This is a genomic window from Caballeronia sp. DA-9, from assembly GCF_051615025.1.
GTDB classification, from domain to species: domain Bacteria; phylum Pseudomonadota; class Gammaproteobacteria; order Burkholderiales; family Burkholderiaceae; genus Caballeronia; species Caballeronia sordidicola.
Genome location: NZ_CP195131.1, coordinates 428,707 through 450,160 on the forward strand (window position 1 = coordinate 428,707; position 21,454 = coordinate 450,160).

Consider the following 21,454-nt stretch of genomic DNA (forward strand, 5'->3'; position numbering starts at 1 on the left):
GCTTAACGATGCACCTCCAGCAAAAGATTCAGGAACGCTTCCGCGCTGCGCGTGAGAGGCCGCGCTTCTTCCACGATGGCGCAAAAGGGCATGGAATAAAACGGTGATCCGGGCAGGACCGCGAACTCATAACGGGGAGAAAGCTGCGCTGCATAGTGCTCGGGCAACAAGCCAACGTAGCGGCCGGTAGCGACCATCATGGCAACGGCCTCCAGCCCGCTCACTTCGAGTCCCTGTGTGAATCCCTGTGTCGCGAGCGCATCCTCGACGAACGGATGAGGCCTGTAAACAAGGGGTAAAACGCGCGTGTCTTCATTTGCACGAATTTCACCCGCAGCCGCCGGCCGATAAAACACGCGATGCGTCTCGGTAAAAAGCGGGTAATGCCGAAACGCCCGGATTCGTTTGTAAGCGCCACGAATGGCTATCTGCACGCGGCGTTCGGTAAGCGCCACGCCCAGGTCGCTGAACGTCATCACCGACAACGTCGGCCTGACCAATGGCGCAATCCGGTGCAACTCGCCCAGCGCTTCCGAAATGCGGCACCCCTCATGCGTAAGCACATGCTCCGACGTTCCCAGCAATAACGGCCCGGACAGGATTCCGCGTACGGCATCGACTTCCGGCTTGATGCGCTCCAGCGCTTCAAGTGCCTGCAACGCTACCCGTAGCGCAACTTCGCCGCCCTCCGTCAGTTGGAATCCTCCGGGACCACGCTCGCATAGCTTGAGCCCGAGATGCGTTTCGACCTCGTTGATATGCCTGCTGATCGATGCCTTGGACATTGACAAGGCGCGCTCCGCCGCCGCGAATCCGCTTGCTTGCGCCGCCGCGCAAAATACGCGCAGCGAACGCAAGTCGCGCTCGGTCAGATCCATTTTTTTCATCGACGCAGGCCCAAGAAGGTTTTGATTTCCGGAACCATAACAACGAAAAAATGGTTTTTCAAAACTTTTTTGACTACCTACATTTCTCCCCATCCATGCTTTTCAACGTTTCCGGGGAATCACATGATCAAGCTCGACCGCCGCAAATTCATCACCATGGCCGGCGGCGTTTCGCTCGCGATGGCCTTGCCTACTTTCGCTTTCGCGGAAGGCGGAACGCTCGCGGACATTCGCAAGCGAGGCAAACTTACAGTTGGAACCGAGGCAGCTTACGAGCCCTTTGAATTCGTGGAAAACGGCAAAGTGGTGGGCTACGGTCACGACATTCTGGAATACATGGCGAGCAAGCTTGGCGTGACGCTCAACCAGGTCAACCTGCCGTTTCAGGGATTGCTGCCCGGCCTGATGACACACAAGTTCGACTTCGTTGCGACGAGCGTGGGCATCAACCCGGAACGCGCGAAGCGCTTTGCTTTCTCGGAACCGGTAGGCGTTGTCGATACGGTGCTGGTCGTGCGCTCCAGCGACAATGCCATTGCCAAGGCCGAAGACGCGGCGGGCCATGTGGTTGGCACGCAGATGGGTTCGTCGTCGCAGCCTATTGCGCAGGCTTTTGATACACAGCTGAAAAGCAAGGGCGCGGGCTACGCTGACATCAAGTTGTTCCAGGCATATCCGGATGTCATGGTCGCGTTGACAAACAAGACGCTCGATATTGGCATCATGCCGTCGAACATTGTTGCTGTGCTGATGAAGAAAGAGCCGGGGCAATTCCGCGTGATCGGCAAGATTGGCGAACCAAAAGTGCTTGCATGGGTCGCGAATCCGCAGGATCTGGAAATTCGCACGTTCATCAACACGTCGCTTACGGAACTGACAAAAAGCGGTCAGCTCGCGCAGATGCAAAAGAAGTGGTTCGGTTACACAATGAACCTGCCAACCAGCGGCTATCTGCCCGAAGGCGCGGTCTGAGGCGGAGCGCTGCATGTTTGCTTTTCTAGGCAGCCACCTTGCCGTGCTCGCGCCGTTTTTCCACGATGTTATCGCGGGTGCGGTTACGACGGTTTTGTCGAGCGTGGCCGCGTTTGCGCTCGGCATCCTGATTGGTGCGGCGCTGCTGCTCATACGCCAGCATGGCGGCCGCGCGCTCGCGTGGCTCGTGATTCTCTACGTCAGCGTGATACGCGGCACGCCCGCGCTGATCCAGATGCTGGTGGCGTACTACGTGTTGCCCGCGGTGCTCAACCTGAATATCTCGCCGCTACAGGCAGGCATTCTTGCGCTTGCATTGAACACGGCGGCGTATGTCTCCGAGATCCTGCGCGGCGCATTGAATTCGCTCGGCCGTGGACAGATTCCGGCGGCGCGCGCGCTCGGCATGCCCGCGTTTCAAGTGTGGAGGTACATTGTTTTCCCGCAGCTTTTTTATCGTTCCATACCGCCGCTGACCAACGAATTCACGATGCTGTTGAAAGCCTCCTCGCTCATGTCGATCATCGCGGTGCACGATCTCGCAACGGTCGCGCGAGATGCCACGCTGCAAACCAATTTGCCGCTGCAGGTGTTCTCCGCGACGGCGGCAGTCTACTTTGCCATTCTGTTTGTCGCGTCGTCAGCGTCGCGCGGACTCGAACGCCGTGTGGCGAAAGTGCTGCCCAATGTCCATTGATCTGGCTATTGTTCAATCGTCCATTCTTCCGCTTTTAAAGGGACTGAAGGTCACGGCTCAAGTTTGCGTCCTCGGTATTCCACTTGGCATCGTGGCCGGCACCATTGCCGCGTATTTCCGGGCGTCCGCGTGGCGTGTGCTGCGCGCAGTGGCGCTCTCCTACGTGGAGATCGTGCGTAACGTCCCTTTCCTGATACTCGTCTACCTGAGTTTTTTCGGATTGCCGAAGCTGGGCGTCTCCATGCCCGCGTTTGCCATCGGCGTGGCCGCGACGGCTTTTTATACGGGAGGTTACTTCTGCGAAATCCTGCGCGCCGCATTCGGTAGTCTGGCGCATGGACAGGTGCAGGCGGCGCGCTCGCTTGGGTTATCAGGTATTCAAGTGCAGCGTTACGTGGTGTTGCCGCAGATCTTCGGTGTTCTCGCGCCGGCTACCACCGGCCTCACGATCATGATGTTCAAGGACTCGTCCATATTCTCGGTCATGAGCCTGACCGAGCTGACCTATCAAAGTAACCTGCTTACCGCCGACACGTTTGCTTACGTTGAAGTTCTAGGCACCACCGCGCTCATCTACTGGCTGTGCAGCGTTCTGCTCGACGTGGCCGGGCAATGGTCGGAGCGTTACGCAACCCGCTACCGGCGCGTCTGATACTGCGTCCGTCCTGGCGTAGTCAAAACTCATCAATAAAGGATTCCTTATCATGGCAAAACCACTGACAGTTGCTCCGAAGACGGGCCACAAGACGCTGCTCTATTCCGAGCTGGCGATGGACCTCGACAATCTCGAAGCCGACATTGCCGTGCTTGGCATGCCCTACGGCTCCGCGTATTCTGCCGCCGATTTCACCAACGATCAGACCAACGCGCCAACAGCCATTCGCCAGGCCACCGACCGCGTGGTGCGCTCGCCGGGTCACTATGATTTCGATATCGACGGGCCGCTGTTGCAGGAACGCACGGATATCCGCTTTGTCGATTGTGGCGATGTGATCGCAGACCTCGCCGCTCCGGGCAGCCACTATGAGCGCGTTGAACAGGTCGTGCGCAAGATTCTGGCGGCGGGCGCATTGCCTATCGTAATGGGTGGCGATCACGGCATTACTACGCCCGTATTGCGCGCGTTCGACAGTCTCGGCCCGATCACGCTGGTTCATGTCGATGCTCACCTCGACTGGCGCGATGAAGTGAACGGTGTGCGCGACGGTCTCTCCAGCCCGATTCGCCGGGCTTCCGAAATGAAGCATGTCGCAAAGATCGTGCAGATTGGATTGCGTGCGCAAGGCAGCGGCCGTCCGGAAGAATTCCGCGCAGCCAAGGCGTACGGCTCTGAATTAATCACCGCCTATGAGCTTCATGATATTGGCATGGACGCGGTACTCGCGCGCATTCCCGATGGCGGCAACTACTACCTGACCATCGACGCCGATGGTCTCGATCCTTCCGTCATGCCGGCCGTTGCGGGTCCTGCGCCGGGCGGCGTGACGTTCCTGCAAGCGCGCAAGCTGATTCACGGTCTCGTGAAGAAGGGACGTGTGGTGGGCATGGATATCGTCGAGATTCAGCCTGAGAAGGATGTGAACCAGATCTCGTGCATGACGGCCGGGCGCCTGATCCTGAACCTGATTGGCACGGCTATCCGTGCTGGCTATTTCGACAATCGCCGTTAATTCCGTCAACGGCCCCTAACCGAGATTCATCTACTGAGAGACATCATGGAACACACTCGCATTCGCCCGTTCAACACGAAGGTCACGTACCCTGAACAGTCGCTCGATAATGACCTTGCACAGGCCGTTGTGGCCGGCAATATGATCTTCCTGCGCGGACAAATTGGGCAGGATCTGGAGACGTACGAGTCGGTTGGTATTGGCGACGCGGCAGCGCAGGCTGAGAAGGCCATGGCCAATGTGAAGATGCTGCTGGAAGAAGCTGGCAGCAAGGTCGAGGATATCTGCAAGGTGACAATCTACCTGACCGATGTTCGGTATCGCGAGGCGGTGTATCGCGTGGTTGGACGCTGGTTGAAGGGTGTGCATGCGGTATCGACGGGTCTGACCGTGACCGCGCTTGCGCGTCCTGAATGGCTGGTGGAGGTCGATGTGATCGCGGTGAAGTCCTAAGCATTGCATGGACCGCAATTGCCCGGAGACGTTTTTTTAAAGCCATCTCCGGGCAATTTAGCCGCCTACGTGGATTTAGCGCCTTTGCGCAGGTGTTGCACGAAAGACAAGGACGAGTCCGGCGAGGATCGACGCCATTCCGGCTACGCCATCGGGCGCTAGGCGATTACCCAGAAACGCGTAATCCATGATCGCCGTAAATACCGGTACGAGATAGAACAGGCTTGTTACGTCGACCAGATTCCCGGCACGCACGAGGCGGTAGAACAACAACTGCGCGAATACCGATATCACAATGCCGAGCCAGAGCAACGGCAGGAGCAGTCCTGTATTCAACGCGATGCTCGACGGTTGCAACGGCAGCAACATTACGCAAAGCATCAGGCTAACCGCGTTCTGCAAGGGCAGTACATCGATGGGTTGTTGTTTCACGCGCTTTTGCAAAATGGCGCCAAACGTCATGCAACCCAGCGATGCGGACGCGAACAGCAGTCCCACGATTGGAAAGGATCCGACTTTTCCCGCCCCGAGCATCACCAGGCATAGGCCACTCAACGCAAGCAAGAGCCCGCTCACACGAGAGGTCGTCCAGCGCCGTTCCACAAGCAACAGCGTCAATACGGGCTGAACGCCAAGAATGGTGGCAAGCACACCAGGCGTTATTCCGTGGTCGAGCGCGAGCAAATAGCAGGTGGAATAACCACCGGTCAGCAGGCCACCACTGAACGCAACTTGAAGCCTTGTTCCTCGCGCGGGCAACCATTGCCCACGCCATGCGCCCAGAGCCGCGAGCACGGCTGAAGCGAGCGCGAAGCGCAAGACGAGAAAGGGAAGGGCACTGGCATGCTGGAGTCCCGTTTCCGAAACGATCGCCCCGCTACTCCAGAGCAACACGAAGAGCGCCGTCGAGCCATAGGCGGCGAGGGCTGTTTTTATAAAGACCATGATTCATTCACCTGTCGAGGGAATAGATAACAACGGCGAACACAGTCACGCCGCCACGGCACGCAAGGTGCGGCGGTCGAGCCGGTTACCGCGGATTCAGTAGCTGATAAATCAGCCGCAAACGCGCGTACGCGGAGGCGCTACCGCGCCTGGGGTAACAGCGTTCGGAGGCGAATTGGGAGGATTTGCAGCAGACGCGACAGGTGGAGAAACAGAGGCGGCAAACGGACGGGCAGTGCGCACGCTGCCGGACATCGAGTTGAACTCGATTCCAGCAAAGCAGATGTGCGCGGGCCTGGTCACGAAATTCAATGAAGATTTTGTTATTGCGTAAATGCAAGATTACCGGTTAGCAATGCATTGTGCAATGCCTGGGTTATGACGAAATAAGGTTTGTCCTGTGGCAGATCACTGAACAAAGCTGATCTGCACGAGCTCATGCTTCGCTGACCGCTTCCGCGGAAACGGCGCTAGACACAGGCTTCTCCGACGAAGATTTCACGCGGTTGATCCACGCTGCGGCAAGCACGACAAGAACAGTCGCAAGCCAACCATTGGTCCCGTAGCCTTGAATACTTCCATTGGCATTGCTCGACAGCAACAAGCCTCCGAGCCACGCACCGCAGCCGCTGCCAAGCGCCTGAAGTGCACTGTTCGTGCTGAGGAATGCGCCACGGTTGGCGGGTGCGGGAACAGTCGTAAGCAGCGCCTGCATGGGAACCATGCGGCCCGAAACTGTCACCATGAATACTGGGAAAAACAGTAACAACGCAACGTACGGCAGACTCGGCAAATGCGTGACAAACAAGATTGGCAGCAGCGAGACAGCGACCATCACGCGAAACATCTTGCGGCTGCCGTAGCGATCGGAAAGTCGGCCGATAAAACGCGATGTGAAAAACGTCGCCGCGCCGCCGCCCATGTAAAGCCATGACAACTGCGCCGGCTGGACGCCGTGATTGGCGACCAGTATGGGCGATATGAACGGAATCACCAGCATCTGCGAACCCATGACAACAAAGGTCATCGCAAATGCGCTCATGTGACGTGGATTCGACAGAAGCCTCCATAGCCCCGGCAACACGCTTCGCAACGCAGGCTGTTGCCGTCCCAGATGTTCGGACAGCGCGGGCACAATGCGCATGCTGCCAAGCCAGATCAATACCGAAAGCGCCGTCAGCAGGATGAATGGCGTGTACCACCCGAACCGCGCGCCAAGCAGGATGCCCGCAGGGACGCCGGCTACCGCCGCGAGCGAAAAGGCCGTCATGATGGTGCCGGTCGCGGCGCCTCGCCTTGCAACGGGAATGACGTCGCTGACAATGGCCATTACGACCGACCCCAGCATGCCACCCGTAATGCCCGCGAACGCGCGCGCGAAAAGCAGGATGGAGAAGCTTGGTGCAAGAGCGCAAGCAAGGTTCGACAAAGCAAACAATGCATATACGCCCAGCAGTAATCGACGACGATCGAAGCGATCTATATACGTCGCGCCCAACAGGCCAGAAAGACCCGAACACCATGAGTACGCCGAAACCGCGGTCGCAAACGCGGCAGGGGAAATCTGAAAACTCCGCATGATTTGCGGGCCAAGCGGCATCATGACCATGAAGTCCATGATGATGGTAAATTGCGTCAGCGCGAGCAGCCATAGCAGACGCCGCTCCCGAGTTGTATCCAGACTATACATAGCCATCCTGATTATTGTTTATTGCGGACCCGGCGCTGTTTATTCCTGTCTAGTCGTCGATTGACTCATGAACCGCCACCGCTCCGCGTTTCCAGTAGCTGGAAGCACGAACGCGGGTTTTATCAATACCGCGTTCCGTGCACAGATGCTGGCGGACCGCGCGAATGACGCTCGATTCACCCGCCGCCCACACATAACCTTCGCCATTGGGCAAATACATTTCGCGCAGCGCGAGCAACAGCGCGCCGCCTGGGAAATCGTATTCGCTCCGGTAGCGCCACTCCGCGTACAAGTCCGTTCTTGTATCGAACTCGATGCGCGCGGAAGGGTCCTCGACTTCTATCAACGCTGCAACCCGCGTTCCCGCAGGCAACTCTTCCAGGCGACGTGCGATGGCGGGCAGCGCGGTTTCGTCGCCAATGAGAAAATGCCAGTCGAAGCCCGTGGGAATGGTGAACGAACCACGGGGACCTCCAATGCCAAGATACTGTCCAACCTGTGCCTGGCTCGCCCAGGTCGCCGCGGGCCCTGCTTCATGCAACGCGAACTCGATATCCAGTTCGCGTGCTTCCCGATCAAAACGGCGCGGTGTGAAATCTCGCGCGACGGGTCGCGGCTGGTCTTCCGCGAACACAGGACCGTTCGGACCGGCGCTGGGCAACGCGGGTTTGTCGTCGCCGGGAGACGGAAAGAAGACCTTGATATGGTCGTCGAACGATGCAGATTCGAAGTCGTGAAGATCTTCGCCGCCGAGCGTGACGCGCACAAGATGGGGCGTCACCGGATGAACCCGCTTGACCTGAAGCAAGCGGAATTTGAGTGCGTGGCGAACGCGAGCGACCGCCAGATCAGGTCTGTTTTGCATGCTGTCTTTCCTTGAAAAGTGCGGGTTGGTACAAGGCTCAATCAAGCTGGATCGCTCGCCGCCTTGCCTTCTATTTCAGCCGTGGCGCGCATGAGAATGGCCGCGATCCGGCGTTGCTCGTCGGGGCTTGCTTCTGTTCGCATCAGCAGCGCATGTTTCAGTGCGCGGCGAGCCTGGATGAATTCTGGCAGCCACGTGTTGCTGTCGTTGCCTTCGCCGTTTTCATCGGGCGCCTGGCCTGCAAACGCGCGGCGCACCGAATCCATCTTGCGGGCAAAGTGGCTTAGCTTGGCGAACATGATGTCGACGCGCTCGCGGTTGGCCGCCAGATGCTCACGGCCCGGTTCCGCGAGTGCATAACGCTTGCGGTTGCCTTCCAGTTCGACGGTCGCGTAGCCAAGTTCTTCCAGATAGGTCAGCGCCGGATAGACCATGCCCGGACTCGGCGTGTAAAAACCGTTCGAGCGGACTTCGAGCGCCTTGATCAACTCGTAGCCGTGGCGCGGCTGCTCGGCGAGCAGGGCGAGCAGAAGCAGTTGCAGGTCGTCGGATGTGAATTTTCGGCCGCGCGGCATGCCGTCCTCGCCGCCGCCGAATCCGCCACCACCGGGGCCGCCACGGCCACCGAAGCGGTCGTCGTCATGATGGCGATGATGGTGGCGGCCAATCGCGTGCCAGAGCGAATGCAGGGCGGAGTGGCCTTCAAAAATCGAGGAATCGTATGCGCGTATGTGATGGCGTCTCATCGTGGAACTCCGTGGATTATCGTAAAACAGATCTTAAGATATATATCTTAAGATAGCGTGTCAACGGGTTTTTTGATTTTTTGGTAGTCCGGTCGTCCTTCCAACGCGCTCGAAGAACATGCATTGCTTAGGCCATAAAGCCTCATAACCATATGGGAATTGAATAATTCTCAAGGCGCACGCGCATCGATACTCTGGGCGCTGGTTTTGTCCATGAGGGTCGATGCATATGGCTGGTTTCGAAGCTTTCGCCGCGAGGCGCCGCGCGTTGCGCTTGTTGGGAGCCGCCCCGGCGATGGCGGCAGTCGGTGTATTGGCGCCGTTGTCAGTAAGCGCCGCTGCGCTATCCTCCGTCACGCTAGTCCTAGGCGATCAGGCGGGCGGCACACGCGCGCTGGCCGAGGCTGCGAAAGTGCTCGATGGCACGCCGTACGCGTTCAAATGGGCCAATTTTCAAGGTGCGGCGCCGCTTTTCGAAGCGCAGCGCGCTGGCGCGGTCGATATCGCTCCGGCAGGCGACTTGCCCGTGCTGGCGGCGGCTGTCGGCGATCCCACGCTCAAGATCGTCGCGACGCGGGTGGGCTCCGGGGCGCAACTGGGCATTCTCGTGCCTGCGAATTCGAAGCTGCGCAGCGTCGCGGATCTCAAGGGACACACGGTGTTCGTATCGTCGGCGCGGGGCAGCATTTCGCAATTCCAGCTCTATGGGGCGCTCGCCGAGGCAGGGCTTTCGCGTGACGATGTATCGGTGCGATTCGTGTTGCCGGTCGATGCGTTCACTGCGTTTGCTTCGGGGAGTATCGAGGTATGGGCGACCTTCGATCCGTATTTCGGCACTGCCGTGCAGCACGGCGCGCGAGTGCTGCGCGACGGGACCGGGATAAATAGTGGATTGGGGTTTATTACGGCGTCGGGCGAGGCGGCAGCAAATCCATTGAAGCGGCTTGCGATAGCGGACGTGCTGCAGCGCTTCCAGCGCGCGGGTGACTGGGCGATTGCCAATCCCGATGAATACGCGCGTGTGTATGCATCGCTCACGCGCCTCTCGCTCGATGCCGCTAAAACGATTACCGCGCGCTCCGCGCTGAAGCAGCGCTTCGTCGCCGATGGCGATATCGTCGCGCTGCAAAAGGTGGCGGATAGTGCGTTTCGCGATGCCATCCTGCCAAGGCGGATCGATGTCCGGGCGATATCGGATACGCAGATAGCGAAGGCCTGAAACAGATTGCGAGGCGTGGACGGTTGGAGGGTTGGCGGTCCACGCTCAGGGTTTTGTCAGTCCAGCAAGTCCGGTTCGGCTTCCACCAGCCCTTCGTACAAGCTCTGGAATGAAAACAGCGCGCCGCCGGGACGTCCCACGCGCTCGTGCGTGAGTGCGGCGACTTCGTGTGGAATGGGTTGAGGCTTGCCCGCAGCCTCCGCCAACAGTTGGGTGTGACATGCGTTATCGAGCGCGAGATACCACCATGCGGCGGCTTCCACTGTCGGGCCTGCGGTCAGGATGCCGTGGTTTTTCAGTATCACGGCCTTGCTCGAACCGAGTGCGTTGGCAATGCGGGCGCCTTCTTTCGTGTCGAGAACGACCCCCTGGAAATCATCGAATAGTTCGTGATCCTCATAGGATGAGCACGAGTCCTGCGTCAGCGGATCGAGCTTGCGGCCGAGTGTCGACCATGCCTTGCCATATAGCGAATGGGTGTGCGCCGCCGCGACAATGTCCGGGCGTGCTTCATGAATCGCGGCATGAATGGCAAATGCGGCCTGATTGACCGGTCCCTTTCCCACTACGATCTCGCCTTCACTATTCACGAGCAGCAAGTCGGAAACGCGCATGCGTGAAAAGTGCCGCCCTAAAGGGTTGACCCAGAAGTGATCGGTCCATTCAGGGTCGCGCGCCGTGATGTGACCGGCGAGGCCCTGGTCGAAACCATATCGGGCGAACAGGCGGAATGCGCCCGCTAGACGCTCGAGACGATGCCGGCGTTCTGCCGCGAGTGATGCCGGGGGAGGGGCTTCCTCGAACCAGAATTTGCGGATGGGTTTGGTGTGGAGCGCGAGGTTGGGCGTGGCAGGTAGAGTGCTCATGGGTGGATGTCCTTGGGCGTTTGAGCCGGGGGCGGCTGTCCGGCAGATCGACTCAAAGGCTAACATTCACTTATTCTTCGGTTAAATATTGATTGCAGATAACCATATCGGATGTGCATGATTGAGGGTGTATTTGAGGGGCGCTTCCTGTCGGTCGGAGCTTTCGCTCGGTTTGGTTTGGCTGATTTATTTAGCGCTGTTAGCCACTATCCGTGGCGGGACTTCATTTCTTTTTCCAACGGCGAAAAAGAAACGAAGCAAAGAAAACGCCTTCCAACCGCTAATTCTTAAAGAGACTAAGCGTGCAATTACATCTGCTTGGGACTTCAAAAGATCCCTTGCCGCCATAACCACCAACACCTGAAACCCTCCCCCTCCGAACTCCTACATCCACACGCTTCGCCACCAGTGCTCTCGGGCAAGTTCAAGCATCTCCGGTCCGTTTTGGCTACACTCAGGAATCGACGCGTTTGTTCAGAATCAACACCCGGTCGCGACACTCCTTTCTTTTGTTACTGGCCATCCATGCATACAACCGCCTCTTCCCCCGTCACGTCATGGCATGCACACGTCTATTTCAACGCGTCTACACGCGATATCGCGTGGAAACTGCGCGAGGAAATCGCCAGCCGTCTCGGCAACACGCTTCAGATCGGACGCTTTCACGAAAAAACCGTCGGTCCACATCCACAATGGTCTTATCAACTCGCATTCGAACCCGGACAGTTCGCCGCCATCGTTGAATGGCTCACGCTAAATCACGGTTCACTCGATATTTTCATTCATCCAAATACCGGCGACGCCCTTCGCGATCATCGCGATGCCGCCATCTGGATCGGACACTCTCACGAACTGGTACTCAACAACCTGCTCTAAACAATCAACCATCCGCGCCCCGCCTGCCGGACCGCACCCGGACCCACGCCGTACGTCTCCTTAAACTTCCTGCTATACGTCGCTTCCGATCTGTACCCCACGTCGTCAGCTATTTCCCCGATACTCTTCGTCGTGCGCATCGGCAACGTTACCGCAAGCTGCATGTGGATGGGCTCAAGCAGCATCATCGGCGAGTCGTCGGTCAACTCGGCAAAGGTTCTCATATCCGACTATCGCGGAAGGAGTCGATCCGCTGTTTGCAAAGGTGCCGGAAAGGGTTTGAAACCGCGTGATTCAAACACTGCGTCAGACACCGCGCACGCGCCCCGTCGATGCGCGTTGCACCAGCACCGGGTCGGGCGCAACGCGCATGGGCGCTTCTTTTTCCCGGCCGCCGTTCTCGATCAGCGCTTCGAGTAATTCGACGGCCATTGCCGCGGCGGCATCGGTGGGGACCGCGATAGTCGACAAACCCGGCCGCGATTCGCGTGCAAGCTGAATGTCGGTAATACCGATCACGGACAGGTCCTCTGGAATGCGCATGCCGCGATCGGCCGCTGCGTGCATCGCGCCGAGTGCGGGAAGGTCATTGGTCGCGAAGATGGCGGTGAGGTCCGGGCACGCGCTCAACAACTCGCACGCGGCGTCGTAGCCGCGCTGTACTTCATCGCGCGTAAAGCGCACGTCCTGCTCCGCATGCGCGACGCCGGCCGCCCGCAAGGTGTGGCAGAAGCCCTCGTATCGCGCGGCCTGCACGCCGTCGCGCTGGCTTGCGACAATCGCGCCGATGCGCGTATGCCCAAGCTCCAGTAAATGCCGCGCGGCAAGCGTTCCGGCCGCGAAAAAATCGACGGCCACGCACGGCAGTCCCGGCGATACATCCGGACGTTCCCACATGCACAGCACGATCGGCGTGCCGCGCGCGAGCGTTTTGTCGAGGTCATCGAAGTCAAGCCGGGCGTTCATCACGAGCACGCCTTCCGACAATGTTCCCGCAATCTGATCGAGATACGCACGCGCAATCGCAGGATCTTCGTTAGTATTGCAGACAATCAGGAACCGGCCGTTCTTGCGTGCGGCGCGCTCGGCCGCGAGCGCAAACTCCGGATAGAACGGATTCGCGATGCTGGACACCATCAGCGCAAGCGTCGGCGCGCTGCCCTCGGCAAGCGCGCGCGCGGTCAAATGCGGCCGATACCCCAGCGCGTCGACCGCATCGAGCACGCGTTGCCGCGTCGCCTCGCCGACCTTGCCGCGTTTGCGCAGCACATTGGAGACGGTGGCGGGCGTCACGCCGGCGCGCGCGGCAACTTCAGCCAAGGTGGTCATCGAATCTCGGGAAAGGGTTAACGCCTAAGCGGAACGTCGCCTAAGTTCGGCGAACGCACGCGTATATGCAAGTATCAACACGCGGTCTCAGATTTTGGGATGGTTTCCCGGCATTTGTATAAATCCGCAGAGACCGCTAGATTTGCGTCCAGGGAAGTTCAAAAACACAAAGACGGAGACAACCGGAGCAAGGCGATCCATCAATGGATCGTTTTTCACCGGCAAAAGGTTAAGCGCTTAACCTGCGTCTGTCTCCTCGGTAAAACACGGAGACGTTGGCATGGCGAGTATCTCTTTGCGGTCGGTTCAAAAGGCGTATGGAGATCACGCGCCGGTGATCCGCGACGTCGATCTGGAAATCGGCGAGCATGAGTTCTGCGTGTTCCTCGGACCGTCGGGATGCGGGAAATCGACGCTCTTGCGCATGATCGCGGGCCTGGAGGACATCACCGACGGCGATCTGTATATCGATGGAAAACTCGTCAACGAGGTGCCCGCCGCGCAACGCGGCGTGGCGATGGTGTTCCAAAGCTACGCGCTGTTTCCTCACATGACGGTGTACCAGAACATGGCGTTCGGGCTCACGCTCGCGAAGACGCCGAAAGCCGTCATCGATAAAAAGGTGAGGGAAGCCGCGCGCGTCCTGCAACTCGAGGCGTTGCTGGAAAGGAGACCGAAGGAATTGTCGGGCGGCCAGCGCCAGCGCGTCGCGATCGGACGTGCGATCGTGCGCAGCCCGGGAGTGTTTCTCTTCGATGAACCGCTTTCCAATCTCGACGCCACGCTGCGCGGACAAACGCGTGTCGAGATTGCGCGTCTGCACAAACAGTTCGATAAGGCCAGTGTGGTCTACGTGACGCACGATCAGATAGAAGCCATGACGCTCGCCGACAAGATCGTGCTGCTGCACGCTGGCGCCGATACCGCGAAATACGGCAGCATTGCGCAAGTGGGCGCGCCGCTCGATTTGTATCACCGGCCGAAAAGCCGTTTCGTGGCGGGGTTCATCGGCTCGCCGCGAATGAATTTCATGCCCGCTCGCGTGATGTCGGCCAATGCGCAAAGCGTGCTGATCGCGCTCGACGGAACCGGCGAACAAATCGAAGTGCACGCGAACGGCGACGCGCTGATGCCGAGCCAGGCCGTCACCCTCGGCATCCGGCCCGAGCATCTTGAACCCATCGCAGGCAATGCGTCACAGCAGCAAATCAGGCGCACGGTGTCGCTTGTCGAGCAGCTTGGCGAGCACAGTTACCTGCACCTGGAGCAGGCGGGCGGTGCGGTTCTTATCGCCAAGGCGCCCGGCGACAGGACTCCGAAACAAGGCGAGAACGTCGCATTCAGTGTGCCGACCGCCTCCTGCCATCTATTTACCGAAGACGGTTTCGCCGTCACGTCGGCTGCCATTCCTCACTTTGCGTAGGAGCGCTTCGTATGCGTCTTGGAGTTTGCTATTACCCGGAACACTGGCCGGAATCGATGTGGAAGGACGATGCAGCGCGCATGAAGGCGCTTGGCATCGGCCGGGTCCGGATCGCCGAATTCGCGTGGAGCCGGATCGAACCGTCGCCGGGCGCGTATCAATGGGACTGGCTTGACCGCGCAATCGACACGCTCGCGGGCGCTGGCCTGAAGGTCGTCATGTGTACGCCGACCGCCACGCCGCCGAAGTGGTTGATTGACCGTCATCCAGACATACTGCCCGTGGGCGCGGACGGCCGTCCGCGCGCGTTCGGCTCGCGCCGGCATTACGATTTTTCGTCGCCTTCGTACTTCGAGGCGTCGCAGAAGATCTGCACGGCCGTCGCCGCGCGATACGGCCGGCATCCCGCCGTCGCGTTCTGGCAAACGGACAACGAGTTCGGATGTCACAACACGGTGGTCAGTTATTCGCCAGCCGCGTTGCAGCGCTTTCGGGCGTGGCTCAAGCAGCGCTACGGGAGCATCGACGCGCTCAACACGGCGTGGGGCACGGTCTTCTGGAGCATGGAGTATCGCGACTTCGACGAGATCGACCTGCCGGTCGCGACCGTGACCGAAGCGCATCCGTCGCATCGGCTGGATTACCGCCGTTTCGCCTCCGACGAAGTGGTGCGCTACAACCGCATGCAGGCGGGCATCATCCGTGCGCATTCACCCGAACGTCCGGTCGCGCACAACTTCATGCAGCTTTTCACCGAGTTCGATCACTACAAGGTGGCGGCGGATCTGGATATTGCGACGTGGGACAGCTATCCGCTTGGTGCGCTTGAAGAACAATGGTTCGGTCCATCGATCAAGGCGAAGTGGCTGCGTACCGGTCATCCGGACTTTGCCTCGTTCAATCACGATGTGTATCGCGGCATGTCGAAGCTGCCGTTCTGGGTCATGGAGCAGCAGCCGGGTCCCGTGAACTGGGCGCACTGGAATCCCGCGCCGCTGCCAGGCATGGTGAAGCTCTGGAGCTGGGAAGCGTTTGCGCACGGCGCGGGATGTGTCTCGTACTTCCGCTGGCGGCAAGCGCCGTTCGCACAAGAGCAGATGCATGCGGGCTTGAACACGCCGGATAATCGGCTCGATCTGGGCGGCAAGGAAGCGTCGCAAGTTGCCAAGGAAATCGATCTTGTGACGATGGAAGACGGCGATCTGCCCGTCGCTGCGAAGGTGGCGCTTGTGTGGGACTACGAAGCAAAGTGGCTGTTCGAGATTCATCCGCAAGGCGCCGACTTTTACTATCCGCGTTTTGCATTTGAATACTACAGTGCACTGCGCAGCCTTGGGCTTGACGTCGATGTCATTCCCGCCAGCGCGTCCATGGAAAAGTACAAACTGATCGTGGTACCGCCGCTTCCAATCGTGCCGGATGACTTTGCGGCAAGGCTTGCAGCAAGCGAAGCGCAAGTCGTGCTTGGGCCGCGCACAGGATCGAAGACGGGCAACCTCACCATTCCCGCTGCGTTGCCGCCGGGTATCGATATCGCGCAGTTGATTCCCATGCGTGTGTGGCGCGTCGAATCCATGCGCCCGAACGTGACCGAAAACGTGGACCAACGCGGCGAAGCGCGTCATTGGCGCGACCTTGTTGAAGCGGAGGAAGGCGTGCAGGTAGAAGCCCGATTCGCGGATGGTCATCCCGCCATCTTGCGTCGCGGATCGATCCGCTATCTTGCGAGTCTTTTCGACGATGCGTTGACGCAAGCCATCTTCCAGGACGCCGCGAACGCCGCGGGACTCGATGCGCAACCGCTGCCCGACGGCATCCGTATCAGCCGGCGTGGCCCGCTGACTTATGTCTTCAACTACACATCGAGCGTTTATAAAGTCCCGAACGCAGGCAGCTTCATAGTGGGACAGGAGGACGTGGAACCGCAAGGCGTCGCGATCTACAAGACAGCTTAGAGCCCAGGCAGGCTAAGGCAAGGTAAGGCAAACAACACTCATCGATGAGGAGACACGCATGAAATTTTCCATTCGCAACGGATTGCGCAACGGCTTGACGAGCATTGCGTTCGCCGCTGTCCTGGCAAGCGCGGGCATGGCGCAAGCCGGGACGCTGACGGTGAACATCGCGTTCAAGGGAGCAAGTCAGCGCGCGGTCTGGCAACAGACTTTCGATGCTTTCAAAAAGGCGCATCCGGATATTGACGTGAAGGTGTCGTTCGTCGATGAAGAAGCCTACAAGGTCCAGTTGCCCGGCTGGCTCTCGACTGTTGCGCCGGATATCGTGAACTGGCACAACGGCGAGCGCATGGCGTATTACGCGAAGCGCGGCCTGTTCGAAGACCTGACGCCGGATTGGCAGAAGAACAACTGGGATGCCATGTACGCGTCCACCAAGGAATCGTCCACTTACAACGGCAAGCAGTACGCCGCGCCGACCGTCTATTATTCGTGGGGTATGTTCTATAGAAAGGACTTGTTCCAGAAGGCCGGCATTTCAGCCGAGCCCAAGACGTGGCCTGAATTCCTCGATGCATGCAAGAAGCTCCAGGCCGCAGGCATCGCACCGGTTGCAGTCGCGGGCCGCGATGCATGGACACTCGCTGGCTGGTTCGATTACCTCGACCTGCGCATCAACGGCAACGCGTTTCATCAAAAGCTGATGGCGGGCGACGTGCCTTATACCGATCCGCGCGTGAAGAAGGTCTACACCGCCTGGAAGGAACTGATCGACAACAAGGTCTTCATCGACAATTCGCTTTCCTACGATCTCGACGCCGTGCAGCCTTTCCTGTTCCAGGGCAAGGCTGCAATGATGCTGATGGGCACGTTCATTACCGCCGGCTTCCCGCAGAACATCAAGCCGCAAATGGGCTTCTTCCAGTTTCCGATTATCGACAGCAAGGTGCCTACCGCTGAAGATGGCCCGGTGGAGTCGCTGCATATTCCGTCGAAGGCGAAGAACAAGGCGGACGCGCATACGTTCCTCGCGTTCGTGGAGACGCCCGAGATGAGCGCGCAGCTTGCAAAGGGTCTTGGATCGCTGCCGGCCAACAGCAAGTCGCCGGAACCGGATGATCCAATTTCGAAGATCGGCTTCCAGATCCTGTCGCAGACGAAGGGCGGTATCGCTCAGTTCTATGATCGCGACATGACCAAGGAGATGGCGGATGAAGGCATGAAGGGCATGCAGCAGTTCGTATCCGATCCGACGAAACTGGATGGGGTTTTGGCGCAACTCGAAGCCACGCGCAAGCGCATTTACAAGAAGTGATCCGCGACGGCGGCTCTTCGCGCGAAGGGCCGCCTTTTGAAGGACAGGAGCATGTATGTCTGAAACCTTAAGCGTTGCGGCGGTCAAACCGAAGCACCACAAGCGAATGTCCGCGAAAGCCCGGCAGCAGCGGCTGGCCGCGTTCCTGTTTCTCGCGCCCGCCTGCATCATGGTCGCTGTCTACGTGATCTGGCCGATCATTTCCAGCGTCACGCTCAGTTTCTACAACTGGGACGGAATGACGGAAAAGACCTTCGCGGGTTTCGATAACTACATCGAATTGTTCCAGGCTCCGACGTTCTATACGGCGCTCAAGAACAACGTTCTGTGGCTGATCTTGTTCCTTCTTGCACCGCCGATGGGTCTCGCCGTTGCGTTGTATCTCAATCAGGCGGTGCGCGGCATTCGCGTGGTGAAGTCCCTGTTTTTCGCGCCATTTGTGCTGTCGGGCGTGGTCGTCGGACTGATGTTCAGCTGGTTCTACGATCCGACTTTCGGCTTGCTCAAAGTCATTCTGGGGCATGGCGTGCCCGTGCTCGGCGACGCACGCTATGTCACCTTCGGCATCATCTTCGCGGCGCTCTGGCCGCAAACCGCCTATTGCATGATCCTGTATCTGACCGGGCTGACGTCGCTCAACGCCGAGCAGATCGAGGCGGCGCGCATGGAGGGTGCGAAGGGCTGGACCATGTTGTGGCACGTCGTCTTGCCGCAACTCCGGCCGACCACGTTCATGGCGATCGTGGTGACTGTCATCGGCGCGTTGCGCAGCTTTGACCTGATCTCCGTGATGAGCGGCGGCGGCCCGTACGAGAGTTCTACCGTGCTGGCCTATTACATGTACGACCAGGCAATCAAGTATTACCGCATCGGTTATTCGGCGGCGATCGCCGTCGTGCTGTTCGCGATCATGATGGTGTACATCGTCTATCACCTGCGCAGAATGCTGCGGACCGAACGCTGAGTTGCTGAATCAGACAGGAGCACACCATGTTTCCCACGCCCGTCGCCAAATGGAAGCCCGTCAACCGGGCGCTTTACAAATCGTCGCTGCCGGTCGCGCTGGTAATCTGGCTCTTGCCGCTGATCGCGGTGATGGTCACTTCCATTCGTTCGTCCGACGAACTTGTCGAAGGCAATTACTGGGGCTGGCCCCGGCACTTTTCGTTGATCGCGAACTACAGCGACGCGCTGACGACATCGCCCATGCTTCACTACTTGTGGAACAGCGTGCTGATCACCGTGCCCGCCGTGATTGGATCGATCGTGCTTGCGTCCATGGCCGGATTCGCGTTGGCGATCTACAGCTTTCGCGGCAACACGGCGTTGTTCGCGACGTTCGTTGCGGGCAATTTCGTGCCGATCCAGATCCTGATGATTCCCGTGCGCGATTTGTCCCTGCAACTCGGCATCTTCAATACGGTCAGCGCGCTGATCCTGTTTCATATCGCTTTCCAGACCGGTTTTTGCGCGCTCTTCCTGCGCAACTTCATCAAGCAATTGCCGTTCGAACTGGTCGAGGCGGCGCGCATTGAAGGCGCAAACGAGTGGACGGTTTTCTTTCGAATCGTATTGCCGTTGATTCGCCCCGCGTTGGCGGCGCTCGCCATTCTTGTCTTCACGTTTGTCTGGAACGATTATTTCTGGGCGTTGTGCCTTACGCAAGGCGACGAAGCTGCACCGATTACAGTCGGCGTGGCCGCGTTGAAAGGGCAGTGGGTGACCGCGTGGAATCTGGTGTCGGCGGGGTCGATTCTTGCCGCGTTGCCCTCCGTCATGATGTTTTTTGCCATGCAGCGGCATTTCGTGGCCGGCCTGACATTCGGCGCAACCAAGGGCTGATGTTGTCGGGCTCGGCAGTCCGATTTGTCGTGTTTGCGCCGCATTCCGGTTCCGCATAGGAATCGGAGTTTCCATTTCAATTAATTTTTACAATGGAAAGATATGTTGACGCGTTCCTCGTGTAGCGTCAAAATATTTCCAATGTAAAGATTGTGCGTAAATCCACGTTCACAAGACGCTGCGCCTGTCTGTTTTTATTCATGCGGTCCCCAAGGGTCCGCGACTCAAGGGAGAGATCCATGTCTATCGAAGCCATCTTGCGCGGTACGCCCGTCTGGGTCTGGGTATTGTTGGTGTATCTGCTTTCGCGAGGCGTCAAGGCCATGAAAGGCGGCACGGCGCCGCTCTCCAGACTGGCGATAGTGCCTGCGGTGTTTGCCGGCTGGGGTCTGCTGCATCTGGTCAAGGAGCCGGCCGCGGGATGGAATACCGGCCTCGCATGGGTCGGCGGCGCGGTGCTTGGAATTGCAATCGGCGTTCTGCTCGCGCGCCGGTCGCGGCTGACAGTGGATCGCGCACAGAAGACGGTCACGCTGCCCGGATCTATCGTGCCGTTGGTTTTGATTCTGCTGACGTTCGCGTCGAAGTTCTGGCTGGGCGTGGAGCTTGCGATCACGCACGCAGGAGTCGATTCGCTTTACCCGGTGCTCGATGGTCTCGTCTCGGGACTTGTTGCCGGAATCTTTGCCGGGCGTTTTCTGGTGTATTGCCTGGCGTTCCGGCCAGGGTCCCCGGCTTCTTTCGGCGAGCGGGTGTGAGTGGACATCTTGACTACGGTGGCAAGCCTACCGCCGAATCACATGCGGCATGCCATGCTTTAGTGGCACGCTGGCGCCCGTGCCGGTGAATATGGCCTGGGCCGCGGACGCGCGGTTCAGTTCGTCGGATGCCGAATTCGGCAGGGCGAGCGAAATGAAGAAAACGGCCAGCATGGCAATCAGTATGGATGCCAGCCACGTGGTGACGTACATCATGATGTTCTCCGAAGACTTCCATGGGACGGGCTGCTGCAGCAACTACGGCAATCGCCATGCCACGGCGATCACGCCAACGCGCGGTGTTTCGTAAGCAATCTGCATGCTGAAACGTTGCTGAGCACCATGACCTCAGCTTAGATGGGGGCGGCTCTTTGCACAGCCCTACTTTCGCGGGGTCCCGAAGGAGGGTGCGCAAGCGCGGACCAGGCGCAAATCCCGCTGTGAAAACAGTCATGCGCGGCCTATAACTCAGTAAGCAGGGCGGCCGTATTGCTTCGCTCGAGTTCGGCTTTGCCGTGTGTTTGCGAAGCACATACAGAATATGGCGCGTCGCTGGCGGCAGTTTTCGCGTGACGTGCCTGGATTTGCAGGAGTATCGAAATGAAAACCCGTGCGTTGGTTGTAGGTGGCGCATTTCTGCTCGCCATGGCGAGCGGCGCTACAGGACAGGAAAGTCAGCAGCAGCCAGTCCAGCAGGACGCGCGTCCGACCGGGCAAGCGGCCGTCGTGCACGATGCGAACACCTCAGCACAAGCTACTTCCGATACATCGTATGGCGGGACGCAAGATACGCGCAGCGCGCGAAGCAGCATGTCGCGCCCGCGGCAGTGCATTGGTGGGACGCAATGCGATGTGTTCTTTGGTCACTGACGGCGTTGCGTTGGGCCGGAATCAGGCGCGCGACATGGCTTGATCCACTGTCCTGATCATCCACGCGCGCATTCGT

23 protein-coding genes are annotated in these 21,454 nt (G+C 59.0%); 14 read left to right on the forward strand and 9 right to left on the reverse strand.

Annotation, left to right across the window (positions count from 1 at the left end; translation table 11 throughout):
• Positions 1 to 2: 2 nt before the first annotated feature.
• The gene (locus ACRWA7_RS01935; protein ID WP_060856374.1) at positions 3 to 887 is read right to left on the reverse strand and encodes a LysR family transcriptional regulator; all 885 of its coding nucleotides are present in this window, start codon (positions 885 to 887) and stop codon (positions 3 to 5) included.
• Between the two features lie 123 nt (positions 888 to 1,010).
• Between ACRWA7_RS01935 and ACRWA7_RS01940 the strand changes: the two genes are divergently transcribed.
• Genes ACRWA7_RS01940 through ACRWA7_RS01960 form a run of 5 tightly spaced genes read left to right on the forward strand, consistent with a single transcriptional unit; the run spans position 1,011 to position 4,679 of the window.
• Positions 1,011 to 1,859, forward strand: coding sequence for a transporter substrate-binding domain-containing protein (locus tag ACRWA7_RS01940; RefSeq protein WP_438390827.1), 849 nt, complete (start codon positions 1,011 to 1,013; stop codon positions 1,857 to 1,859).
• 13 nt (positions 1,860 to 1,872) lie between these two features.
• Entirely contained in the window at positions 1,873 to 2,556 is a 684-nt protein-coding gene (locus ACRWA7_RS01945; RefSeq protein ID WP_060856372.1) for an amino acid ABC transporter permease, read from the forward strand.
• Positions 2,546 to 3,208 carry an amino acid ABC transporter permease gene (locus ACRWA7_RS01950; RefSeq protein WP_438390828.1) on the forward strand — a complete coding sequence of 221 codons (663 nt, stop codon included), beginning with the start codon at positions 2,546 to 2,548 and terminating at the stop codon, positions 3,206 to 3,208. Before ACRWA7_RS01945 ends, ACRWA7_RS01950 begins: the two co-directional genes overlap by 11 nt.
• A gap of 52 nt (positions 3,209 to 3,260) precedes the next feature.
• Positions 3,261 to 4,226 (forward strand): agmatinase, encoded by a 966-nt coding sequence (locus tag ACRWA7_RS01955; protein WP_438390830.1) that lies wholly within the window; start codon positions 3,261 to 3,263, stop codon positions 4,224 to 4,226.
• A gap of 45 nt (positions 4,227 to 4,271) precedes the next feature.
• Positions 4,272 to 4,679 carry a RidA family protein gene (locus ACRWA7_RS01960; protein WP_060856369.1) on the forward strand — a complete coding sequence of 136 codons (408 nt, stop codon included), beginning with the start codon at positions 4,272 to 4,274 and terminating at the stop codon, positions 4,677 to 4,679.
• Between the two features lie 75 nt (positions 4,680 to 4,754).
• Here the strand turns inward: ACRWA7_RS01960 and ACRWA7_RS01965 are convergent, their stop codons facing one another.
• The 4 genes from ACRWA7_RS01965 to ACRWA7_RS01980 all read right to left on the reverse strand — a co-directional run bounded on the left by ACRWA7_RS01965 (position 4,755) and on the right by ACRWA7_RS01980 (position 8,925).
• Entirely contained in the window at positions 4,755 to 5,624 is an 870-nt protein-coding gene (locus ACRWA7_RS01965) for a DMT family transporter (protein WP_438390831.1), read from the reverse strand.
• Positions 5,625 to 6,060: 436 nt separating this feature from the next.
• Positions 6,061 to 7,314: an MFS transporter gene (locus tag ACRWA7_RS01970; protein ID WP_438390832.1), complete on the reverse strand. Its 1,254-nt coding sequence runs from the start codon at positions 7,312 to 7,314 to the stop codon at positions 6,061 to 6,063.
• A 49-nt stretch (positions 7,315 to 7,363) separates the two neighbouring features.
• The gene (locus ACRWA7_RS01975) at positions 7,364 to 8,179 is read right to left on the reverse strand and encodes a siderophore-interacting protein (protein WP_438390833.1); all 816 of its coding nucleotides are present in this window, start codon (positions 8,177 to 8,179) and stop codon (positions 7,364 to 7,366) included.
• Positions 8,180 to 8,220: 41 nt separating this feature from the next.
• Positions 8,221 to 8,925 carry a PadR family transcriptional regulator gene (locus ACRWA7_RS01980; RefSeq protein ID WP_438390834.1) on the reverse strand — a complete coding sequence of 235 codons (705 nt, stop codon included), beginning with the start codon at positions 8,923 to 8,925 and terminating at the stop codon, positions 8,221 to 8,223.
• A gap of 229 nt (positions 8,926 to 9,154) precedes the next feature.
• On the opposite strand from ACRWA7_RS01980, the gene ACRWA7_RS01985 reads away from it, so the two are divergent.
• Positions 9,155 to 10,144, forward strand: coding sequence for an ABC transporter substrate-binding protein (locus ACRWA7_RS01985; RefSeq protein WP_438390835.1), 990 nt, complete (start codon positions 9,155 to 9,157; stop codon positions 10,142 to 10,144).
• A 56-nt stretch (positions 10,145 to 10,200) separates the two neighbouring features.
• Here the strand turns inward: ACRWA7_RS01985 and ACRWA7_RS01990 are convergent, their stop codons facing one another.
• Positions 10,201 to 11,010, reverse strand: a complete 810-nt coding sequence (locus ACRWA7_RS01990) for a class II aldolase/adducin family protein (protein ID WP_438390836.1) — start codon at positions 11,008 to 11,010, stop codon at positions 10,201 to 10,203.
• 525 nt (positions 11,011 to 11,535) lie between these two features.
• Here ACRWA7_RS01990 and ACRWA7_RS01995 point away from each other — a divergent pair.
• On the forward strand, positions 11,536 to 11,886 hold the full coding sequence (locus tag ACRWA7_RS01995; RefSeq protein WP_060857542.1) for a DOPA 4,5-dioxygenase family protein: 351 nt from the start codon (positions 11,536 to 11,538) through the stop codon (positions 11,884 to 11,886).
• On the opposite strand, the gene ACRWA7_RS02000 is transcribed toward ACRWA7_RS01995, so the two are convergent.
• Together ACRWA7_RS02000 and ACRWA7_RS02005 are read right to left on the reverse strand one after the other, a co-directional pair.
• Positions 11,883 to 12,110, reverse strand: coding sequence for a helix-turn-helix domain-containing protein (locus ACRWA7_RS02000; protein WP_438390837.1), 228 nt, complete (start codon positions 12,108 to 12,110; stop codon positions 11,883 to 11,885). The two genes, ACRWA7_RS01995 and ACRWA7_RS02000, sit on opposite strands and share 4 nt — an antisense overlap.
• A gap of 82 nt (positions 12,111 to 12,192) precedes the next feature.
• Entirely contained in the window at positions 12,193 to 13,215 is a 1,023-nt protein-coding gene (locus tag ACRWA7_RS02005) for a LacI family DNA-binding transcriptional regulator (protein WP_438390838.1), read from the reverse strand.
• 280 nt (positions 13,216 to 13,495) lie between these two features.
• Here ACRWA7_RS02005 and ACRWA7_RS02010 point away from each other — a divergent pair, with 280 nt between their 5' ends.
• From ACRWA7_RS02010 to ACRWA7_RS02035, 6 genes are all read left to right on the forward strand, one after another.
• A complete protein-coding gene (locus tag ACRWA7_RS02010; protein ID WP_060857539.1) occupies positions 13,496 to 14,638 on the forward strand; it encodes an ABC transporter ATP-binding protein in 1,143 nt (380 codons plus the stop codon).
• Positions 14,639 to 14,649: 11 nt separating this feature from the next.
• A complete protein-coding gene (locus tag ACRWA7_RS02015) occupies positions 14,650 to 16,593 on the forward strand; it encodes a beta-galactosidase (protein ID WP_438390839.1) in 1,944 nt (647 codons plus the stop codon).
• A 58-nt stretch (positions 16,594 to 16,651) separates the two neighbouring features.
• On the forward strand, positions 16,652 to 17,908 hold the full coding sequence (locus tag ACRWA7_RS02020) for an ABC transporter substrate-binding protein (protein ID WP_438390840.1): 1,257 nt from the start codon (positions 16,652 to 16,654) through the stop codon (positions 17,906 to 17,908).
• Positions 17,909 to 18,014: 106 nt separating this feature from the next.
• Positions 18,015 to 18,872 (forward strand): carbohydrate ABC transporter permease, encoded by an 858-nt coding sequence (locus ACRWA7_RS02025; RefSeq protein WP_438391030.1) that lies wholly within the window; start codon positions 18,015 to 18,017, stop codon positions 18,870 to 18,872.
• A 26-nt stretch (positions 18,873 to 18,898) separates the two neighbouring features.
• Positions 18,899 to 19,750 (forward strand): carbohydrate ABC transporter permease, encoded by an 852-nt coding sequence (locus tag ACRWA7_RS02030; protein WP_060857535.1) that lies wholly within the window; start codon positions 18,899 to 18,901, stop codon positions 19,748 to 19,750.
• Positions 19,751 to 19,989: 239 nt separating this feature from the next.
• Complete coding sequence (locus ACRWA7_RS02035) at positions 19,990 to 20,508, forward strand: DUF6622 family protein (protein WP_060857534.1); 519 nt, start codon at positions 19,990 to 19,992, stop codon at positions 20,506 to 20,508.
• Between the two features lie 27 nt (positions 20,509 to 20,535).
• Here the strand turns inward: ACRWA7_RS02035 and ACRWA7_RS02040 are convergent, their stop codons facing one another.
• The gene (locus tag ACRWA7_RS02040) at positions 20,536 to 20,724 is read right to left on the reverse strand and encodes a hypothetical protein (protein WP_157766673.1); all 189 of its coding nucleotides are present in this window, start codon (positions 20,722 to 20,724) and stop codon (positions 20,536 to 20,538) included.
• Between the two features lie 384 nt (positions 20,725 to 21,108).
• Here ACRWA7_RS02040 and ACRWA7_RS02045 point away from each other — a divergent pair, with 384 nt between their 5' ends.
• The gene (locus tag ACRWA7_RS02045; protein ID WP_060857532.1) at positions 21,109 to 21,378 is read left to right on the forward strand and encodes a hypothetical protein; all 270 of its coding nucleotides are present in this window, start codon (positions 21,109 to 21,111) and stop codon (positions 21,376 to 21,378) included.
• Positions 21,379 to 21,454 lie beyond the last annotated feature (76 nt).